12 protein-coding genes are annotated in these 18,039 nt (G+C 67.6%); 1 reads left to right on the plus strand and 11 read right to left on the minus strand.

The window, feature by feature from the left end; translation table 11 throughout:
* Positions 1-53 precede the first annotated feature (53 nt).
* The 8 genes from ACAM54_RS10655 to ACAM54_RS10690 form a co-directional block, all read right to left on the minus strand.
* Positions 54-5,093 carry a beta strand repeat-containing protein gene (locus ACAM54_RS10655; protein WP_369650662.1) on the minus strand — a complete coding sequence of 1,680 codons (5,040 nt, stop codon included), beginning with the start codon at positions 5,091-5,093 and terminating at the stop codon, positions 54-56.
* Between the two features lie 342 nt (positions 5,094-5,435).
* Positions 5,436-7,163, minus strand: coding sequence for a hypothetical protein (locus ACAM54_RS10660; protein WP_369650663.1), 1,728 nt, complete (start codon positions 7,161-7,163; stop codon positions 5,436-5,438).
* A 22-nt stretch (positions 7,164-7,185) separates the two neighbouring features.
* A complete protein-coding gene (locus ACAM54_RS10665; RefSeq protein WP_369650664.1) occupies positions 7,186-8,853 on the minus strand; it encodes a dipeptide ABC transporter ATP-binding protein in 1,668 nt (555 codons plus the stop codon).
* Positions 8,850-9,662 (minus strand): ABC transporter permease, encoded by an 813-nt coding sequence (locus ACAM54_RS10670; protein WP_145743302.1) that lies wholly within the window; start codon positions 9,660-9,662, stop codon positions 8,850-8,852. Before ACAM54_RS10670 ends, ACAM54_RS10665 begins: the two co-directional genes overlap by 4 nt.
* On the minus strand, positions 9,662-10,606 hold the full coding sequence (locus ACAM54_RS10675) for an ABC transporter permease (protein WP_192327687.1): 945 nt from the start codon (positions 10,604-10,606) through the stop codon (positions 9,662-9,664). Before ACAM54_RS10675 ends, ACAM54_RS10670 begins: the two co-directional genes overlap by 1 nt.
* Before the next feature lie 12 nt (positions 10,607-10,618).
* Positions 10,619-12,244 (minus strand): ABC transporter substrate-binding protein, encoded by a 1,626-nt coding sequence (locus tag ACAM54_RS10680; RefSeq protein WP_369650665.1) that lies wholly within the window; start codon positions 12,242-12,244, stop codon positions 10,619-10,621.
* A 34-nt stretch (positions 12,245-12,278) separates the two neighbouring features.
* The gene (locus ACAM54_RS10685) at positions 12,279-13,373 is read right to left on the minus strand and encodes a C45 family peptidase (protein WP_186454168.1); all 1,095 of its coding nucleotides are present in this window, start codon (positions 13,371-13,373) and stop codon (positions 12,279-12,281) included.
* Positions 13,374-13,375: 2 nt separating this feature from the next.
* Positions 13,376-14,677: an aspartate aminotransferase family protein gene (locus tag ACAM54_RS10690; RefSeq protein WP_369650965.1), complete on the minus strand. Its 1,302-nt coding sequence runs from the start codon at positions 14,675-14,677 to the stop codon at positions 13,376-13,378.
* 232 nt (positions 14,678-14,909) lie between these two features.
* On the opposite strand from ACAM54_RS10690, the gene ACAM54_RS10695 reads away from it, so the two are divergent.
* Positions 14,910-15,824 carry a GntR family transcriptional regulator gene (locus ACAM54_RS10695; protein ID WP_145743308.1) on the plus strand — a complete coding sequence of 305 codons (915 nt, stop codon included), beginning with the start codon at positions 14,910-14,912 and terminating at the stop codon, positions 15,822-15,824.
* A gap of 3 nt (positions 15,825-15,827) precedes the next feature.
* Here the strand turns inward: ACAM54_RS10695 and ACAM54_RS10700 are convergent, their stop codons facing one another.
* From ACAM54_RS10700 to ACAM54_RS10710, 3 genes are read right to left on the minus strand one after another with little or no spacing between them, the layout of a single operon-like run.
* Positions 15,828-16,166 carry a hypothetical protein gene (locus ACAM54_RS10700; protein WP_309934141.1) on the minus strand — a complete coding sequence of 113 codons (339 nt, stop codon included), beginning with the start codon at positions 16,164-16,166 and terminating at the stop codon, positions 15,828-15,830.
* A gap of 44 nt (positions 16,167-16,210) precedes the next feature.
* Positions 16,211-17,110, minus strand: a complete 900-nt coding sequence (locus tag ACAM54_RS10705; RefSeq protein WP_369650666.1) for an NAD(P)-dependent oxidoreductase — start codon at positions 17,108-17,110, stop codon at positions 16,211-16,213.
* A 3-nt stretch (positions 17,111-17,113) separates the two neighbouring features.
* Positions 17,114-17,875, minus strand: a complete 762-nt coding sequence (locus ACAM54_RS10710) for an SDR family oxidoreductase (protein WP_309934138.1) — start codon at positions 17,873-17,875, stop codon at positions 17,114-17,116.
* Positions 17,876-18,039 lie beyond the last annotated feature (164 nt).

An 18,039-nucleotide genomic window follows, 5' to 3' on the forward strand; every position in this document is an offset into this window, starting at 1 on the left:
AGGCCAGATGGGAAAGGGGGCGGCATTCCTGCCGCCCCTTGTTCCAGAGCGCGCTACGCGATCGCTTCTGGCTGGTTGGTTGTGGCGATCAGGTTGGCGATGCCATCGATCTCCAGGTGGACGTCGAAGTCGAAGTTCGCGTAGTCGGCATCGCCGTCGACCAGCTGGCCTGCAAAGTTCAGGTCCACGTCCGAGTTGATGACCGTTTGTGTGATCACATCGATCTTGATGATCTTGAACACGTCGTTGTCCGACGTATCGGCATAGTTCGTGCCGGCCGCCGTCAGGTTCACCGCGTTGTGGGTACTCAGGCTGATGCCCGTGCCGGTGAGGTCCTCGGTGCTGCTTAGGACCTGCACGCCCGCGATCTGGTAGGTGGCGCTGTCGTAATCGTCCTCGCCGATGCTGACGATCTTCGTGCCTCCTCCGGCCGATTGATAGTCCGTCGCAGAGTTGGCGATCAGCAGCCGGGTCGTGGTGGTGTTGGTTGATGCGTCGAACAACTTCAGCAGGATCGCCACGTCTTCGCCGTCCGTGATCTGATCGATCGTGATGTTGATTGCGTCAGCATAGGCCTTGTCCGTACCCACAATGGCCGCGCCAGGCCGTTGTGGCGGACTCGTCGAAGTGGGGTTGCTCACTGGATTCGACCTGTAGAAGTCGAAGTTCAGCAACTCGCCAGCCTGGACGGTGTCGGAGTTGACCCCAAGGGTGTTGGTTGCGACATTGACGAAGGCCTTGCTCTCGCTGGTGAAGATTTCGCCCGTTGCAAACGCGTGATCGTTGCCCGACATCAAGTCGCCGGTGTCGCTCGGAGGCTTGGCGGAACTGGCGGACAGCACGCCGAAGAAGTCGCTGCTGTACTGCTGGACCACGATCTCGGGCGAGTTGTTGCCTTCGGTGTCGTAGTTGAAGGAGGCCAGCGGCGAACTCGTGGAGAACGTCGTTTGTCCACCGATGAGCTGGTTCAGATCAAAGGCGAAAGTACCGTCTGTCTTGTTGAAGACGACCGTGCCCGTTGCCGCCTGCGTCGTCGTCGACGTGGGCCCGGGGTAGTAGTTGAAGCTGAAGTTGTAGGTGACCGTGGTTGCGTCTTCGGCAAAGTGCGAGACGACGGCATCGGTGATGGGCCGCCCGCCGCCGGTCGTGCCGGTCAGGCTGTTCAGCACGATGCCGTCGGTCGACGCGTTGTCCACGTCGTCCGCGCCCACGAAGAAGTCGTAGGTTCCCGCAATGGGCAGGCCGTCGTTCGCGCCGGTGAGGTCGGAGATGGCGGTCACCGTTGGGCCGTGGTCGTCGAAGCGGATGTTGGCACCGATGTTGAGCACCTCGGAGTCGGTCGCGGTGTCGCCATCGCCGTCGGTGACCGTCACCGTGTTGGTCAGGGTGATCAACGTGTCGGCCAGCGTGGCCTCCTGGTCCGCGTAGTTGGACGAATCACCCGGCAGCGCATGGTCGATCTCGGCGAACTGCTGCAGCGTCACAGAGCCGGCGGCGCTCACGGACAGGTCGAAGATGGTGTTGCCCGCCGTGATGCCGGCCTCGCTGGCAGAAGTCGAACCGATGATCTTGCCGGCCACCAGGTACAGGTAGATGGTGGCGCCATCGCTCTTGAGCCCGGAGTCGCCGCCCTGGGTGGCCACGCCAAGCGCAAAGCTCGAGGCGGTGGTGCCCGGACCATCGGCGCCATAGCTGCTCGAGGTCACGCCGAAGGCGGTTGCGAAGTCCGTGGTGGCCGAGTCGGTGGCGGCGCCGATGGTGTCGGCATCCTGCGTGTTGACCAGCGCCGTGTCGGTGGGCGCTGCCAGCACGACGGACGGACCGTCGTCGTCGAAGCGGATGTTGGCACCGATGTTGAGCACCTCGGAGTCGGTCGCGGTGTCGCCATCGCCGTCGGTGACCGTCACCGTGTTGGTCAGGGTGATCAACGTGTCGGCCAGCGTGGCCTCCTGGTCCGCGTAGTTGGACGAATCACCCGGCAGCGCATGGTCGATCTCGGCGAACTGCTGCAGCGTCACCGAGCCGGCGGCGCTGACGGTGACGTCGAAGATGGTGTTGGCGGCAAGAATTCCGGCCTCGGTGGCAGAAGTCGAACCGATGACCTTGCCGGCCACCAGGTACAGGTAGATGGTGGCGCCATCGCTCTTGAGCCCGGAGTCGCCGCCCTGGGTGGCCACGCCGAGTGCAAAGCTCGAGGCGGTGGTGCCCGGACCATCGGCGCCATAGCTGCTCGAGGCCACGCCGAAGGCGGTTGCGAAGTCCGTGGTGGCCGAGTCGGTGGCGGCGCCGATGGTGTCGGCATCCTGCGTGTTGACCAGCGCCGTGTCGGTGGGCGCTGCCAGCACGACGGACGGACCGTCGTCGTCGAAGCGGATGTTGGCACCGATGTTGAGCACCTCGGAGTCGGTCGCGGTGTCGCCATCGCCGTCGGTGACCGTCACCGTGTTGGTCAAGGTGATCAACGTGTCGGCCAGCGTGGCCTCCTGGTCCGCGTAGTTGGACGAATCACCCGGCAGCGCATGGTCGATCTCGGCGAACTGCTGCAGCGTCACAGAGCCGGCGGCGCTCACGGACAGGTCGAAGATGGTGTTGCCCGCCGTGATGCCGGCCTCGCTGGCAGAAGTCGAACCGATGACCTTGCCGGCCACCAGGTACAGGTAGATGGTGGCGCCATCGCTCTTGAGCCCGGAGTCGCCGCCCTGGGTGGCCACGCCAAGCGCAAAGCTCGAGGCGGTGGTGCCCGGACCATCGGCGCCATAGCTGCTCGAGGTCACGCCGAAGGCGGTTGCGAAGTCCGTGGTGGCCGAGTCGGTGGCGGCGCCGATGGTGTCGGCATCCTGCGTGTTGACCAGCGCCGTGTCGGTGGGCGCTGCCAGCACGACGGACGGACCGTCGTCGTCGAAGCGGATGTTGGCACCGATGTTGAGCACCTCGGAGTCGGTCGCGGTGTCGCCATCGCCGTCGGTGACCGTCACCGTGTTGGTCAGGGTGATCAACGTGTCGGCCAGCGTGGCCTCCTGGTCCGCGTAGTTGGACGAATCACCCGGCAGCGCATGGTCGATCTCGGCGAACTGCTGCAGCGTCACAGAGCCGGCGGCGCTGACGGTGACGTCGAAGATGGTGTTGGCGGCAAGAATTCCGGCCTCGCTGGCAGAAGTCGAACCGATGACCTTGCCGGCCACCAGGTACAGGTAGATGGTGGCGCCATCGCTCTTGAGCCCGGAGTCGCCACCCTGGGTGGCCACGCCAAGCGCAAAGCTCGAGGCGGTGGTGCCCGGACCATCGGCGCCATAGCTGCTCGAGGTCACGCCGAAGGCGGTTGCGAAGTCCGTGGTGGCCGAGTCGGTGGCGGCGCCGATGGTGTCGGCGTCCTGCGTGTTGACCAGCGCCGTGTCGGTGGGCGCTGCCAGCACGACGGACGGACCGTCGTCGTCGAAGCGGATGTTGGCACCGATGTTGAGCACCTCGGAGTCGGTCGCGGTGTCGCCATCGCCGTCGGTGACCGTCACCGTGTTGGTCAAGGTGATCAACGTGTCGGCCAGCGTGGCCTCCTGGTCCGCGTAGTTGGACGAATCACCCGGCAGCGCATGGTCGATCTCGGCGAACTGCTGCAGCGTCACAGAGCCGGCGGCGCTCACGGACAGGTCGAAGATGGTGTTGCCCGCCGTGATGCCGGCCTCGCTGGCAGAAGTCGAACCGATGACCTTGCCGGCCACCAGGTACAGGTAGATGGTGGCGCCATCGCTCTTGAGCCCGGAGTCGCCGCCCTGGGTGGCCACGCCAAGCGCAAAGCTCGAGGCGGTGGTGCCCGGACCATCGGCGCCATAGCTGCTCGAGGTCACGCCGAAGGCGGTTGCGAAGTCCGTGGTGGCCGAGTCGGTGGCGGCGCCGATGGTGTCGGCATCCTGCGTGTTGACCAGCGCCGTGTCGGTGGGCGCTGCCAGCACGACGGACGGACCGTCGTCCTCGAAGACCATCATGGAGCCGACTTCTCCCGTCGCCTGCTCGAACCTGGGCAGGCTGAAACCACCGATGTCGAAACTGGCGTTGAGATTGTTGTCGGTGGCCGATCCGACGTTCTCGATCAATACACGGTTGTGGTTGGCATCGGTCTGGTACTCGATGACATAGCCGGCCTTGATTCCGCTGATCACAGCGGTGTCGCCGCTGAGGTCAATGGAAAGACCCGTGACCAGTTGTCCAGCGGAATCACGAACGACGACCGAGCTGATATTGATCGCCGTATTGTTTTGCAGGTTGTCCACATATGCGTCGCCAGATGCCAGCACCGTCGTAAAGGCGCTGATCTTGACGGTGGCGGCTTTGTTGGGCTGCAATTGCGCGATAGTGAAGGACGCCGCAGTGGTGCCGAGAAGGCCGGTGAAATCGATGTTCGATTCTTCGTCGGCCTCGTTCTGATCGAGATTGGGAACCGTGTCGTCGGTGCTGGCGCCAGTCACGAAGGTGAAATACATCCCCTCGGCAGGGTTCTTGGCACTGGGCGGATCGATCATCTGGTTGTTCGTGCCAATGGTCGTGAGCCCGCCTCCCAGGCTGGTATTGACGGTGTCGCCGGTATTGATATTGGCTCCGGTCGATTCATTCGCCGGATTCTTGCCAGTCACGACGATCGCGGCGCTTGCATTGCCGAACATCGCGAACAGGTTCTGGCCCGAGGGCACATTCGCAAATGAAAACTCGCTGGCCGAGGCGACCGACACAAATAGCTTGTCCGCCAGATTGACGGCGTCGTCCGGGTTCGAGGCATCCGGATTCGATATCGCTTCATACTGGACCGTCCAGAGCTTGGCGCCCGTCACAGGGCTTCCCGTTTCCTCCAGGTAGGCCGCGAACACGACGACACCGGCGGCGGTCTTCCCGTAGACGACGTTGTTGTTGGTCGTGTCGGTGTACAGGAAAATATCTTCGCCGTCGGCGGTATCAAGGCCGCTGTCGAAGCCATTGAGCAATGCGCCGTTCGCGTCCGTAAATGAAACATCGGTGACCGTTCCGGATACGCTGAACGTGAATGCGTTGGTGCCGGTATTGGTCCCGTCATAGCCGCTCAGCGCGGCGTTGATGGCGGTTCCCACACCCTGCGCCGTCAGGCGGCTGCTGAAGGCCGTCGGCAGCGAGCTTACGGAAATGTCATTGTCGTTACTGTCCCCCGCAACAGCGGGCGTAGCGGCAAGGTTCTGCAAAGTGGCGGATTCGTCAAGAGTAACGGTCGAGCCGGCCGTCATGTTCAACGCAGGCATAAACACCTCCATGGTCGGAAAATTTCGCCGATGGAACGGTGCAACTTCGGGGAACGCGCTGCGCCGTCACCCAAATCGACAAGAGATCGATGCTGAACCGTCAGCCCGTGCACTGTCCATAGGCTGAAAGTTGTCACCCAAAGGATGACGCGCGGACCGGCGGGCGGCCATTGCGCGTCAGGAGTGCCCGTCCACCCGCATCTGAAAGAGGAAGTAGGGCGGAATGCAGGCTCCGCGGCCTTCGGGCTGGTCCTCGGCCCGGGCGCAGATGAAGTCGTCGCGGCAGGGCTGCTGCGCCGAGCAGCTGCGCAGGTTGCCGGGCCGCGTGTGCCTGCCCAGGCATTCGCCGAAAGGCCGGTTCGCAGCCAGGCACTGGTTGAAATCGCTGAGGATGGCGATGCCACCGCAGGTGCCGTTCCTGTCCAGCGGATCGCACGGGCCCGAGCACATGCCGCCGGGAAAGCCGACCGAGGTTTTCTCGCACACGGAGTGCGCGCCTTCGCAGGCGACGCGCGGCAGTTTCTCGGCGCGGTCCAGCCACGGGTTGGCCGACTGTGTGATGCGGGTGGGCTCGCAGCTTGCGCCGACCGTGGCTTTCTCCGGTGCGGCGTCCGTGACCTCCGGTTCGGCGAGGGGCCGGAACGGATCGGGCTGCGGCGCGGACAGCGCGGCGTGCACATAGCGGCCGCGCCGCGCCAGTTCGTCCTGCAGGTGTGGCGAATGCGGCAGCGCGAGTGCGTTGCCCGCCGTGAAGGTGCGCGATGCGCCGCGCCGGTCGACGCCGAGCAGGTGAAAGCCCGCGACCGCGCGGCTCTGGTGGCAGCCCATGCAGCTGAGGTCGTCGAGGCGGCGCAGCAGAGCCTGCGGCGATGGCAGCGTGCGGCTGCCGGGCACGGCCTGCCATTCACCGGGCGGGAAGAGCTGTGCGAACGGCCGGTTCGCCAGCCGCGCAAGACCGCGCGGCGCCACCGAGATGGCCTCGGTCGCCAGGAACTTCTCGGGAATTTGCAGGGTGGCCTCGTCCAGCGCGCGCAGGTTGTCGGGCTGCTGCAGCCACTGCCGCAGCTCCTTGCGCAGCGGGGCATCGGCCTTGAGCCGCGCGACATCGGGGGTGTTCTCGAGCGGCGCCACGTCGAAGCGCCGCGTGCCGGCATTCCAGCGGAACGCACGCAGCATGTATTCCGCATGGCCGCCGAGATCGGGCCGTACCGCCGAGGGCCAGCGCACGCTCTGCAGGTTGGTGGTGATCTGCGCGATGCGTGCGGACGCGAGGCGCTGCGGCGCCAGCGGACCGTCGGCCGACACCAGCCAGCGGCCGAGCGCCTCGTCCTGCATCGAGGGCTGCGGCGGTTGCCAGCGCCGCGCGGTGCTCGCGCAGCTGCCGTCGGCATCGGGCGCATCGCCGCGCAGTTCCACGTTGACGGTCATCGGCAGGCGCGACTGCATCGCGGCGGTGCGGTAGGCGAGCCGGTACACCAGCCGCGTCTCGCCGCAGGCGCCGCGCTGAAACGGCCGGCGGTCCATGCGGTTGGCGACGCCCACCAGCTCGAAGAATGCGTCGGGGCTCGCCAGCCAGCGCGCATCGAACAGCCGGTGCGGATAGCGCGAGATGCCGACGCCGGCCTGCCGGTCGCTGCGCTGGATGCGCGCGATGCTGTCGCCGAGCGGCGTGGCGATGGATTGCCACGCCGGCGTGCGCATCAGCACCTGGTTGTTCGCGATGCCGTCGGCTGAAGCGGGTGCGTCGCCGATCCAGTGGGCGAAGCCGGCGCCGGATTTCTCGGCGGCCTGCAGGGCCGCCGGCGAGGTGACGAGAAGCACGGGGTCGGCCGCGCGCGCGGCGGGCGCGGCGAGAGCGAGTGCCAGCGCAAGGCCGGCGGGCAGGCAGTGGTCGAGGAGCGGCACGCCGGCGATTGTGCCGCGCCGCTCACGCGAAGACTTTCTCGGCGCAGGGTTCCGCTTCGGGCGGTGCGAGCGAGGCCAGCGGCCGCGGCGTGGCCTCGAGCAATGCCCGCGTGTAGCCATGGCGCGGTGCATCGAACACCGCGTCGCGCGTGCCCTGTTCCACGATGCGGCCGCGTTCCATCACGATGACGCGGTCGGCAATCTGCTCCACTGCGGCCAGGTCGTGGCTGACGAACAGGCAGGCGAAGCCGTGGTGCGCCTGCAGGCTCTGGAACAGGCGCAGCACCTGGGCCTGGATGGTCATGTCGAGGGCCGAGACGGGTTCGTCCGCCACCACGAAAGCCGGGCGCCTGACCAGGGCGCGCGCAATCGCCACCCGCTGGCGCTGGCCGCCGGAGAGTTCGTGGGGATAGCGTGCGCCGAGTGGGCCGAGACCCACTTCGTCGAGCGTTTCATGCACACGGCGCGCGCGCGCCGGGGCATCGAGTTCGGGCAGATGGCGCAGCGGTTCGGCCACGATCTCGTGCACGCGCATGCGCGGGTCGAGCGAGGAGAACGGGTCCTGGAACACGAGTTGGCACGCCAGGCGGAAGCGGTGCAGCGCCGCGCGGCCGGCGCTGCGCACGTCTTCGCCGCGAAACAGGATCTGGCCGCCTTGCGACGCCGCCAGCCGCAGGATCGCGCGGCCGAGCGTGGTCTTGCCCGAGCCGCTGCCGCCCACCAGCGCGACCATCTCGCCCGGATGGATGTCGAGGTCGAGCGAATCGATCACGCGCTGCGGCGGGTGGCGCCTGAACAGGCCCGCGCGTGCGCCGGGGTAGCTCACGCTCAGGCCGCGCACCTGCAGCAGCGGCGGTTGCTGCGCGGCGGCAGCCTTTGCCTTCGCATCCTGCCGGCGCGGCAGCGCATCGACCAGCTTGCGGGTGTAGGGCTGCTGCGGCGCGACGAGGATGCCGGGCACGTGGCCGGTCTCGACCAGCCGGCCTTTCTCCAGCACGATGGCGCGCTGCGCATAGCGGCCCACCAGGCCCAGGTTGTGGGTGATCAGCAGCACGGCCGTGCCCTGGTCCCTCGCAAGGCCGACCATCAGGTCGAGCACCTCGCGCTGGCTCAGCGTGTCGAGCGCGGTGGTTGGCTCGTCGGCGATCAGCAGGCGCGGCTTCAGCAGCATCACGCTGGCCAGCATGATGCGCTGGCGCATGCCGCCCGAGAACTCGTGCGGGTAGGCGTTCATGCAGCGCTCGGGCTCGGGTATCTGCACGCGGCGCAGCATGTCGAGGCAGCGCGTGCGAATCTCGGCTGCCGAAAGCGCGGTGTGCATGCGCAGGCCTTCGGCCATCTGCTCGCCGATGCGGTGCACCGGGTTGAGCGACACCATCGGCTCCTGGAACACCATGCCGATGCCGGGCCCGCGGATCGGGCGCATCGCCTTCACGTCGCGCGTGGCCAGGTCTTCGCCGTCGAACACGATGCGGCCGCCGGTTTGCGCGATGCCCGGCGGCAGCAACTGCAGGATGGCGCGCGCGGCCATGGTCTTGCCGCTGCCCGATTCGCCCACCACCGCGAGGAACTCGCCCGCATGCACGTCGAACGAGAGGTCGTGCACCAGCGCCTGCGCGCCTCCGCGCAGTTCGATCTTCAGTTGCTGGACCGAGAGCACCGGCTGTGCGGTTGGCAATGCGGCACTCATGATTTCTCCGTCCGTGGATCGAGCCGGTCGCGCAGCGATTCGCCCAGCAGGTTGATGCCCAGCAGCGTGAGCGCGATGCACAGGCCCGGCACGATGCACAGCCATACGGCGGAGGCCATGTAGGGCCGCGCGCTCGAGAGCATGTTGCCCCAGGTGGGGGCCGGCGGCGGCACGCCCAGGCCGAGGAAGCTCAGTGCGCTTTCCGACAGCAGCACCCAGCCGAACATGCTGGTGGCGAGCACCGCGACGGGTGCAATGCAGTTGGGCAGCACGTGGCGCCACATGGTGTAGGCCTCGGAGTTGCCGATCATGCGCGAGGCCTCGACGTACTCGCGCTCGCGCAGCGACAGCACCGTGCCCCGCACCACACGCACCACCGAAGGGGCATAGGCCAGGCTCAGCGCCAGCACGATGCCCCACTGGTTGGCGCCGACGATCACCATCACGCCCAGCGCCAGCAGCAGGCCCGGAAAGGCCAGCAGCGCATCGTTGAGTGCCATGAGCACGCGGTCGGTCCAGCCGCGCAGGAACCCCGCGACCACGCCCGCGAGCAGGCCGATGGAGGTGGCCAGCACCACCGTGAGCAGCGCGACCAGGCAGCTGGTGGAAGCGGCGCGCATGGCGCGGCTGGCCACGTCGCGGCCGAACTCGTCGGTGCCCAGCCAGTGCACGGTCGAAGGCGGCTGCAGCTTGCTGCGCAGGTCGATGCCCAGCGGGTTGTAGGGGGTCCACACCGCGGCCACCAGCGCCATGGCCAGGAGCCCGGCCACGAGCGCGCCGCCGATGAGGGTATGCGTCTTGAATTTCATCACTGCACGGACACTCGCGGATCGAACAAGGGGTAGCACATGTCCACGATCAGGTTGATGGCCACGTAGATGCAGGCCGTGAACAGCAGGCAGCCCTGCAGCACCGGATAGTCGCGCGCGAAGATCGAATCGATCATCAGGCGGCCGAGGCCGGGCAGGGTGAACACGGTCTCGAGCACGGCGATGCCGCTGAGCAGGTGGCCCAGGATCAGCCCGATCATGGTGAGCGTGGGATTGAAGGCGTTGGGCAGCACGTGGCGGCGCAGCACCTGGCTCTCCGGCACGCCCTTGGCGCGGGCATGCGTCACGTATTCCAGCCGCAGGATCTCGATGGTGCTGGCACGCGACATCCGCGTGAGCACACCGGTTTCGACCAGCGCGAGCGTGGCCACCGGAAGAATCACATAGAGCAGCCCCTGCGTGAAGTTCTCCGCCATCGGCACGTAGCCGACCACGGGCAGCCAGCCCAGGTACTGGCCGAAGAACATGAGCAGCAGCAGGCCGAGCCAGAAGCTCGGCACCGAGAGCATCAGCGTGGAGGCGCCGACGATGGCCAGGTCGGCCGCGCGGTCCTTGCGCCAGGCGGCGACCAGGCCGGCGGGCACGGCGATGAGCGTGGCAATGGCCACGGCCGCCAGCACGATCACCGCGCTGACCTGGAAGCGTTCCAGGATCAGCGGCAGCACCGGCAGGCCGTTGGTGGTCGACACGCCAAGGTCGCCGGCCAGCGCATGGCGCAGCCAGACCAGAAACTGCGCCGGCAGCGGCTGGTCCAGGCCCATCTGGCGGCGCATGAGATCGAGTTGCGCCGGATCGGCACCTTCGCCCAGCATGAGCTGGACCGGATCGCCGGGAATCAGCCGCATCAATGTGAAGACCGCGACGGCGACCAGCAGCAGCGTCGGGATCGTCATCGCGACCCGGCGCAACAGATAAGCGAGCATGGTGGCCTGGCCTCAGGAGCGGGCGTCGAGCCGCACGTTCCAGAACCGCGGCTTGGCAGGGGCCCAGCCCTTGAAGCCCGTCACGCTCTTGCGCATGGCCGTGGCATCGCTGGCGTTGAAGAGCACCACCATCGGCACGTCCTGCAGCATCTGGCGATGCATCTCGTCGAACAGGCTCTGGCGCCGCGCCTTGTCGCTCGCGGTCATCGATTCGGCGAGCCGGGTTTGCGCAAAGGCGCTGTCCCACACCTTGCGCGGCTGGCTTGCCTTGGGCCCCGACACCATTTCGTAGTTGAGCGAGGGATCGATGCGCGCCGAATAGATGAAGGCCATGGCCTGGTACTGGCCCTTGGTGTAGCGGTCGAGCTGGGTGGCCCAGTCGAGCACCTCGAGTTCGACGTTGATGCCGGCCTCGGCCGCCATCGCCTGCACCAGCACGGCGGCGGAGTAGAGCGCCTCGTAGCGCTTGTTGGCAAGCAGGCGGATCGGCTGCCCCCGGTAGCCCGCTTCGGCCAGCAGCTTCTTTGCCGCGCCCAGGTCGCGCTTGTAGCCGCTGGCCTGCGCCGGGCTGTAGTAGGGGCTGGACGAGGGCACCACCGAGTTGTTGACGGGCGAGAGGCCCTCGGTCACGGTGCGCGCGATTTCAGGCGTGTCGAGTGCAAGGGCGAGCGCGCGGCGCACGCGCACGTCCTTCAGCACCGGGTCGGTGGTCTGCAGCAGCAGCGCCACCATGCTCATCACGGGCGTGGTGTCGACGATCACGTCGCTGCGCCCGCGCATTTCGACCACGTCCGACGGGCTGGGGCTCAGGAAGGCATCGATGCCGCCGCTGTAGAGCGCGGCCTTCGCGGCCGCCGAGTCGGGAATGACGGCGAAGCGCAGGTTCTCGATCTCGGCCTTCTTGCCGCCGGTGTATCCGTCGCGCGGTTCGGCGCGCGAGACGTAGCCTTCGAAGCGCGTCAGCTCCACGTACTGGCCGCGCTTCCATTCCTTGATCCGGTACGGACCCGTGCCCACGGGTTCCTTCCACTGGCCGTCGGCGCCTGCCGAGCTGCGGTGCAGCACCGCGGCGCTGCCGCAGTCGGGGCGCGCCATCATCGGCAGGAAGAGGCTGCTCGCGCGCTCGAGCTTGAAGACCACCGTCTTCGGATTGGGCGCCTCGATCGACAGCACCTTGGTCATTCCCTTGCCGTCGAACTCGGACAGGCAGCGCCAGCCGCTGGTGGGCTTCAGGTAGCGCTGCCAGCTCCATACCACGTCGTCCGCGGCGAGCGTGGCGCCGTTGTGGAACTTGACGCCGTCGCGCAGCGTGAAGGTGTAGGTGAGCCCGTCGGCCGAGGTGTCGATGCGGCTTGCCAGCATGGGGCCGACGGAAGTGTCTTCGCGCAGCGCGACCAGGCCCTCGACCACGTGCAGCAGCACGTTGTCGGTGTTGTCGTCGCGGTTGCCGCCGGGGTCGGTGGAACGGATGTCGGAGTTGATCTGTATGCGCAGCGTCTGGCCGGCGCCGTTCTGGGCCAGGGCCGAAGCCGTCGCCCAGAGGCACAGGCCCGCGGCGGCGATGCGCATCGGCCAGCGCAGGCGCGGGCGTGCAAGAGGCGCCGCCTTGGCGGCCGGGCGGGGTCGGGGCAGTTTCATGGAAACACTCCTGGCGAGGGCTGGGCGTGGCATGTCAGAGGGAATACTCGGTGAACCGGTGGGCCTTGAAGGGAGCCGGTGCGATACGCATCCTGCGTGCCGCCGGGTCCATGACGATGGTGGCCACTGTGGCCGACGACGCACCCCCGGGGCCCGCGCTCGGGCTGCGGCACACGGCGCGCGGTGCGCCGAAGCGGTCCTGCAGCGCGTCGAGCACGTCCTGCTCGGTGAGGTCGCCCGCGCGCTTGTGCAGCGCCTCGGTCACCCGCCGGTCGCGGTAGAGCGAGTCGGGCGTGGTTTCCAGGCTGCGGTCCACCACGCGTGCCAGCGCGGCTGCCGTCTTGAAGTGGTTGGCGTGCACCAGGATGCCGTTCTCGGGCTGTTGCCAGAAGACCTGTTCGGGGCAGGTTTCCAGGCTCACCGCCTCACCCTCCGCGTGCGTGAGGATCATGTTGTTGGAGATCGAGCGCGCCGTGCGGCACACCACGCCCAGCGCATTGGCATAGAGCTCCGACTGCAGGATGCCGCGGCGGATCAGCGCCAGCGGCACGCCTTGCTGCCTGCCGTCGCCATCGGCCTTGATGAAGTTGCCCGTCACCGCGATGCCGGCACTGTTGAGCCCGGCGCGTGCAAGGGTGCCGGCTTCGGCGAAGGTCAGCATGGCCGGGCCCTTGGCGGGCTGGATGCGCAGCACCACGCCGAGCTCCAGGCTCTCGACGCGCCAGTCCCAGTTCTGCGCGTGGATGAGCCTGCCGTCGCGCGCGGCGGAGGGCATCACCACCACGCCGGTGCAGCCGTCGGGCGGCTCGGTGGCTTCGAGCTGCGCAAAGGCATAGAGCATCTCGCTGCGCGCATTGAGCGCGATGATGTCCTCGGCCGGGACGCCCGCGCCTTCGGCCACGCCCTCGATCTCGCGCAGCATGCCGGCGTCGAAGGCCTCGATCACCGGCATGAAGCGGCGTGCGAGCGCGCGGGTGCGGTCCCAGCCGAGGCCCACGCGTTCGAAGGCCAGCCGATAGGTCCGCAGGCTCAGGTCGATGCGGTCGCCGGCCGCGCGGCCGTACTGCTGGCCGCACTGGCGCGCGTCGCCTTCGATGTCGTAGAGGGGGAATGATTCGATGTTGTCCATGTTCATGCTTCCTTGTCCGTCGGGCGCGCAGTCTGCGCGATGGCTGTGCGCAGGGCATCCACGATCTGCCCGATGTGTTCGCGCCCGATCGTGAGCGGCGGCGAGAGCGCGATGGTGTCTCCCACCGAGCGCACCAGCACGCCCAGCTCGACGCATTGCTGCGCCACCGCCTGCGCGTGCGTGCCCGGACCGTCGGCCCAGGCCTGCAGCTCGATGCCGCCGAGCAGGCCCGTGTTGCGAATGTCGATCACGCCCGGCAGGCCGCGCAGGCCATGGATTGCGTCCTCGAAGAAAGGCGAGAGCGCTGCCGCCTGCGCGATGAGCCCGTCTTCGGTGTAGGCGTCCAGCGTGGCCATCGCGGCCGCGCAGGCCAGCGGATGGCCCGAATAGGTGTAGCCGTGCGAGAGCTCGATGGCGCCGACGCTTCCCTGCATGAAGGCGTCGTGGATTCCGTCGCGCATCAGCACGGCGCCCATCGGCACGGCGCCGTTCGTGAGGCCCTTGGCAGCGGTGATGAGGTCTGGCGTCACGCCGAACAGATCGGCCGCGAAGTTGGCGCCGAGGCGGCCGAAGCCGGTGATGACTTCGTCGAAGATCAGCAGCACGCCGTGCCGGTCGCAGATTTCGCGCAGGCGCTTCAGGTAGCCGCGCGGCGGCGGCAGCACGCCGGTCGATCCGGCCACGGGCTCGACGATCACCGCGGCCACGGTCGAGGCGTCGTGCAGCGCAAACAGGGCTTCGAGCGCATCGGCCTTGTCGATGCCGTGCTCGGGCTCTCCGCGCGAGAACGCATTGCGCACGAGGTCGTGCGTGTGGGGCAGGTGGTCCACGCCATTGAGCAGCGGCCCGAAAGTGCTGCGCTGGCGGCCGATGCCGCCCACCGAGATACCGCCGAACCCCACGCCGTGATAGGCGCGCTCGCGGCCGATCAGGCGGTAGCGGCCTGCGTCGCCGCGCGCCCGGTGATAGGCCAGCGCGATCTTGAGCGCGGTGTCGACCGACTCCGAGCCGGAATTGGTGAAGAAGACGTGGTTCATGCCCTCGGGCGCGAACCGGGCGAGGCGCTGCGCGAGTTCGAAGGCCGCGGGATGGCCGATCTGGAAATTCGAGGCGTAGTCGAGCACGTCGATCTGCGCCCTCATGGCTGCGCTGACCCGCGGGTTGCGATGGCCGGCGTTCACGCACCAGAGGCCGGCGATGGCGTCGAGCACACGGCGGCCGTCGGCCAGGTCGTAGTGCAGGCCCTCGCCGCCGACGATCAGCCGCGGCGACTGCTTGAACTTGCGGTTGGGGGTGAAAGGCATCCAGAACGCGTCGAGCGAAGGCGCAATGCCGGTGGTCGGTGCGGCAGCGGCAGAGGAGGGGGGCAGGGTGTCGGCAAGGGCCACGAGTAGGTTTCTCCGTTGGGAAACGACCCGGTGCCCGGGTCGCCGTGGGGCCGATCTTAGGAATGCAGATTGTATTTTTGACGCAAGATGTACATGGTTTTTCGCGGCGAAAAATACAAAGATGCCATGATCATGGCCCCTTCGAACGATGAACAAGCCGATCGCATCCATCCCGCCCCTGACGCAGCGCGTGAGCCGCTACATCCTCGACCAGGCGTTGGCGGGCGGCTACGAAAACGGCCGCCACATGACCGAGGCCGACCTGGCCGGCCGGCTGGGCATTTCGCGCACGCCGGTGCGCGCTGCGCTGCGCTTTCTTCATGAGCGCGATGTGCTGGCGCACGCGCCCAACCGCGGCTACACGCTGGTTGCCGGCCGCGAGGCGCTGGCGCTGGTGCGGCGCGAACTGCCCGAAGACGAAGAGAAAACGCTTTACTACCGGCTGCTGCGCGATCGCCTGTCGGGCAAGCTGCCCACGCGCGTGAACGAACTCGAACTCGCGCAAGGCTACGGCGTGGCGCGGGCGCTGCTGCGCACCGTGCTCACCACGCTGCTGCAGGACGGCGTGCTGCGCGGGCGGCACTATCAGCGCTGGGAATTCACCGAAACGCTGGACTCCGTCGAAAGCGAACGCGAGAGCTACCGGTTTCGCCTCACGGTCGAATGCGCGGCGTTGCGCGAGCCCGGCTTTCGCGTCGACCACGAAAGGCTGCTCGCCTGCCGCGAACGCCAGCGCGCGCTGCTGGCGCAGGCCTCGCGGCATTCGTGGATGGACTTCTTCGAGGCCAATGCGCAGTTCCATGAACTGCTTGCCGCCGCCTCGGGAAATCGCTTCATCCTGGACGCGGTGCGGCAGCAGAACCGGCTGCGGCGCATGTCGGACCTGTCGGACTATCCGTTGGTGAACATCGACCTGTTGCATACCTCATGCCGCGAACACCTGCAGATCCTCGAGGCGGTGGAAGACAACGACCTCGAGGGCGCCGCGGCACACATGCATTCGCACCTGAGCCGGGCAAGCGACCTGGTCGAGCGCCGGGCAATGGGCGTGCTGGGCGATTGAGCATCAAAGGCTGGCGAGCGGAAATTCCTCGGCGCTGAAGACCGTGTGGAAGACCGTGCCGTCGAACATCTCGAACAGGTGCTTCGAAACCTCGCGGCTTTCGTAGCGCACCGGCGAATCGAGCGCATGCGCGATGTCTTCGCGGCTCGCATAGCGGGTCGACAGCACCATGGCGAGTTCGGGATCGCTCACGTCGCTCTCGATCTGGCGCAGCACGCGCACTTCGAGCACGCCCGGAAAGCGGGTCCACAGCGGCACCAGCTTTTCGTGCACGTGCCGGTCGAAAGCCTCTTCCATGCCGGTCTTGACCCGGCCCCGGAAAAACGCGCAACGGATGAACATGGTGTCTTCTTTCTGTGGGTGGCCCATATCAGCCAGCACGCGCTTCAGTCGCGCGCATAGCCGTTGAACTGCCGCATCATGGCGGCCGTGTCTTCCGCCCCGAGCCCGGCCGCGACGAAGGTGCGGTGCAGCTCGGAGACCGCGCCCGCCAGCGGCAGCGGCAGCCGTTCGCCCTGTGCAAAGGCCTGCACGGCCTCGAGGTCCTTGAGCATGTTGTCGATGCGGCCGGTGGGCGTGAAGTCGCGCGCGGCCATCTTGGGGCCGAACTCGCGCAGGATCTGGCTGTCGGCCCGGCCGCCGGCCAGCGCGGTGTGCAGCTTCGACGCATCGACGCCGCCGGCCTCCGCCAGCCGCACCGCCTCGGCCACGGCCTGGAAGCCGATGGCGCAAAGCAGCTGATTGACCAGCTTGGTGGTCTGGCCCGCGCCGTTTTCGCCCATGCGGGTGTAGTTGGCGCACAGGCTGTCCATCACGGCGCGTGCGCGCGCCACGTCGCCCTCGCTCCCGCCTGCCATGACCGTCAGCTGCCCGAGCAGGGCCTTGGGGGCGCCGCCCGACAGCGGCGCATCGACGAAACCCATGCCCGTGCGCTCGCGCAGCAACTGTGCGAGCCGGCGCGTGGAGGCCGGGTCGATGGAAGACATGTCGATCAGCAGCCGTTGCGGATCGGCGGGCGCGGCAGCGGCCACGCCGGCTTCGCCGAAGAGCGCGCGCTCCAGCACCGCCGCCGAGTTGAGGCTGGTGATGACGAAGTCGCTGGCCGACGCAGCTACAGCCGCGGTGCCGGCGGCGCGCGCACCTTGCTGCTGCAGCGCGGCGACCTTGGCGGCGTCGAGGTCGAACACGCACACCGCGTGGCCGCATTCGAGCAGGCGGCGCGCAATCGCCGAGCCCATGATGCCCACGCCGATCACGGCCACGCGCTGGCCTGGCTGCGCGGACATGGATCAGAGGCTGGCGGTGATGCCGCCGTCCACGTACAGGATGTGGCCGTTGACGAAGCTCGATGCGTCCGATGCCAGGAAGATCGCCGCGCCGCCGAGTTCTTCCACCTCGCCCCAGCGCCCCGCGGGCGTGCGGCCGGAGAGCCAGGCCGTGAAGGCTTCATCGGCCACCAGCGACTGCGTCAGCTCGGTCTTGAAATAGCCCGGCCCCAGGCCGTTGACCTGGATGCCGTGCTTGCCGAGGTCGATCGCCATGCCCTTGGTGAGCATCTTCACCGCGCCCTTGGTGGCGGCATAGGGTGCGATGCCCGGGCGGCCGAGTTCGCTTTGCACCGAGCAGACGTTGATGATCTTGCCGCGCTTGCGCTCGATCATGCGCTGCGCCACGAAGCGGCCGACGAAGAACACGCTGTCGATGTTGGTGGTGGTGATCTTGTGCCACGCATCGATCGGGAACTCCGCGAACGCGCCGCGATGCTGCATGCCCGCGTTGTTGACCAGGATGTCGACCGGGCCGATGCCGGCTTCGATGCGCGCCACGCCGGCCTCCACCGCGGCGGCGTCGGTCACGTCGAAGGCCATGGCCTCGGCTGCAACGCCCCGGGCACGCAGCGCGTCGCGCGCGGCTTCGAGTGCGGCGGCATCGCGCGCATTGAGCACGATGCGCGCGCCGGCCGAGCCCAGTGCCGCGGCCAGCGCGAAGCCGATGCCCTTGCTGGAGCCGGTGATGAGGGCGGTGCGCCCGGTCAGGTCGAAGAGTTTCAAGCGGGGCTCCAGGAGGGATGGCGGAATGCGCGGCGGTGGCAATGCAAATACGTTACCGGTATCTTATTGTGCCGTCAATGGTGGAAACCTTCGTGGGGCTTCCATCAGGCAGGGTGGCAACGCAGTTAAAGTTACCGGTATCTATTTGCGCAGCCGCGCCATCC

Source organism: Variovorax sp. V93 (assembly GCF_041154485.1).
GTDB classification, from domain to species: domain Bacteria; phylum Pseudomonadota; class Gammaproteobacteria; order Burkholderiales; family Burkholderiaceae_C; genus Variovorax; species Variovorax beijingensis_A.

Excerpts from the sequence above, each read along its gene's own strand:
- ACAM54_RS10665 (WP_369650664.1), bottom strand. The coding sequence starts at position 8,853 with ATGAGTGCCGCATTGCCAACCGCACAGCCGGTGCTCTCGGTCCAGCAA.
- ACAM54_RS10670 (WP_145743302.1), bottom strand. The coding sequence starts at position 9,662 with ATGAAATTCAAGACGCATACCCTCATCGGCGGCGCGCTCGTGGCCGGG.
- ACAM54_RS10675 (WP_192327687.1), bottom strand. The coding sequence starts at position 10,606 with ATGCTCGCTTATCTGTTGCGCCGGGTCGCGATGACGATCCCGACGCTG.
- ACAM54_RS10680 (WP_369650665.1), bottom strand. The coding sequence starts at position 12,244 with ATGAAACTGCCCCGACCCCGCCCGGCCGCCAAGGCGGCGCCTCTTGCA.
- ACAM54_RS10685 (WP_186454168.1), bottom strand. The coding sequence starts at position 13,373 with ATGGACAACATCGAATCATTCCCCCTCTACGACATCGAAGGCGACGCG.
- ACAM54_RS10690 (WP_369650965.1), bottom strand. The coding sequence starts at position 14,677 with ATGCCTTTCACCCCCAACCGCAAGTTCAAGCAGTCGCCGCGGCTGATC.
- ACAM54_RS10695 (WP_145743308.1), top strand. The coding sequence starts at position 14,910 with ATGAACAAGCCGATCGCATCCATCCCGCCCCTGACGCAGCGCGTGAGC.
- ACAM54_RS10700 (WP_309934141.1), bottom strand. The coding sequence starts at position 16,166 with ATGTTCATCCGTTGCGCGTTTTTCCGGGGCCGGGTCAAGACCGGCATG.
- ACAM54_RS10705 (WP_369650666.1), bottom strand. The coding sequence starts at position 17,110 with ATGTCCGCGCAGCCAGGCCAGCGCGTGGCCGTGATCGGCGTGGGCATC.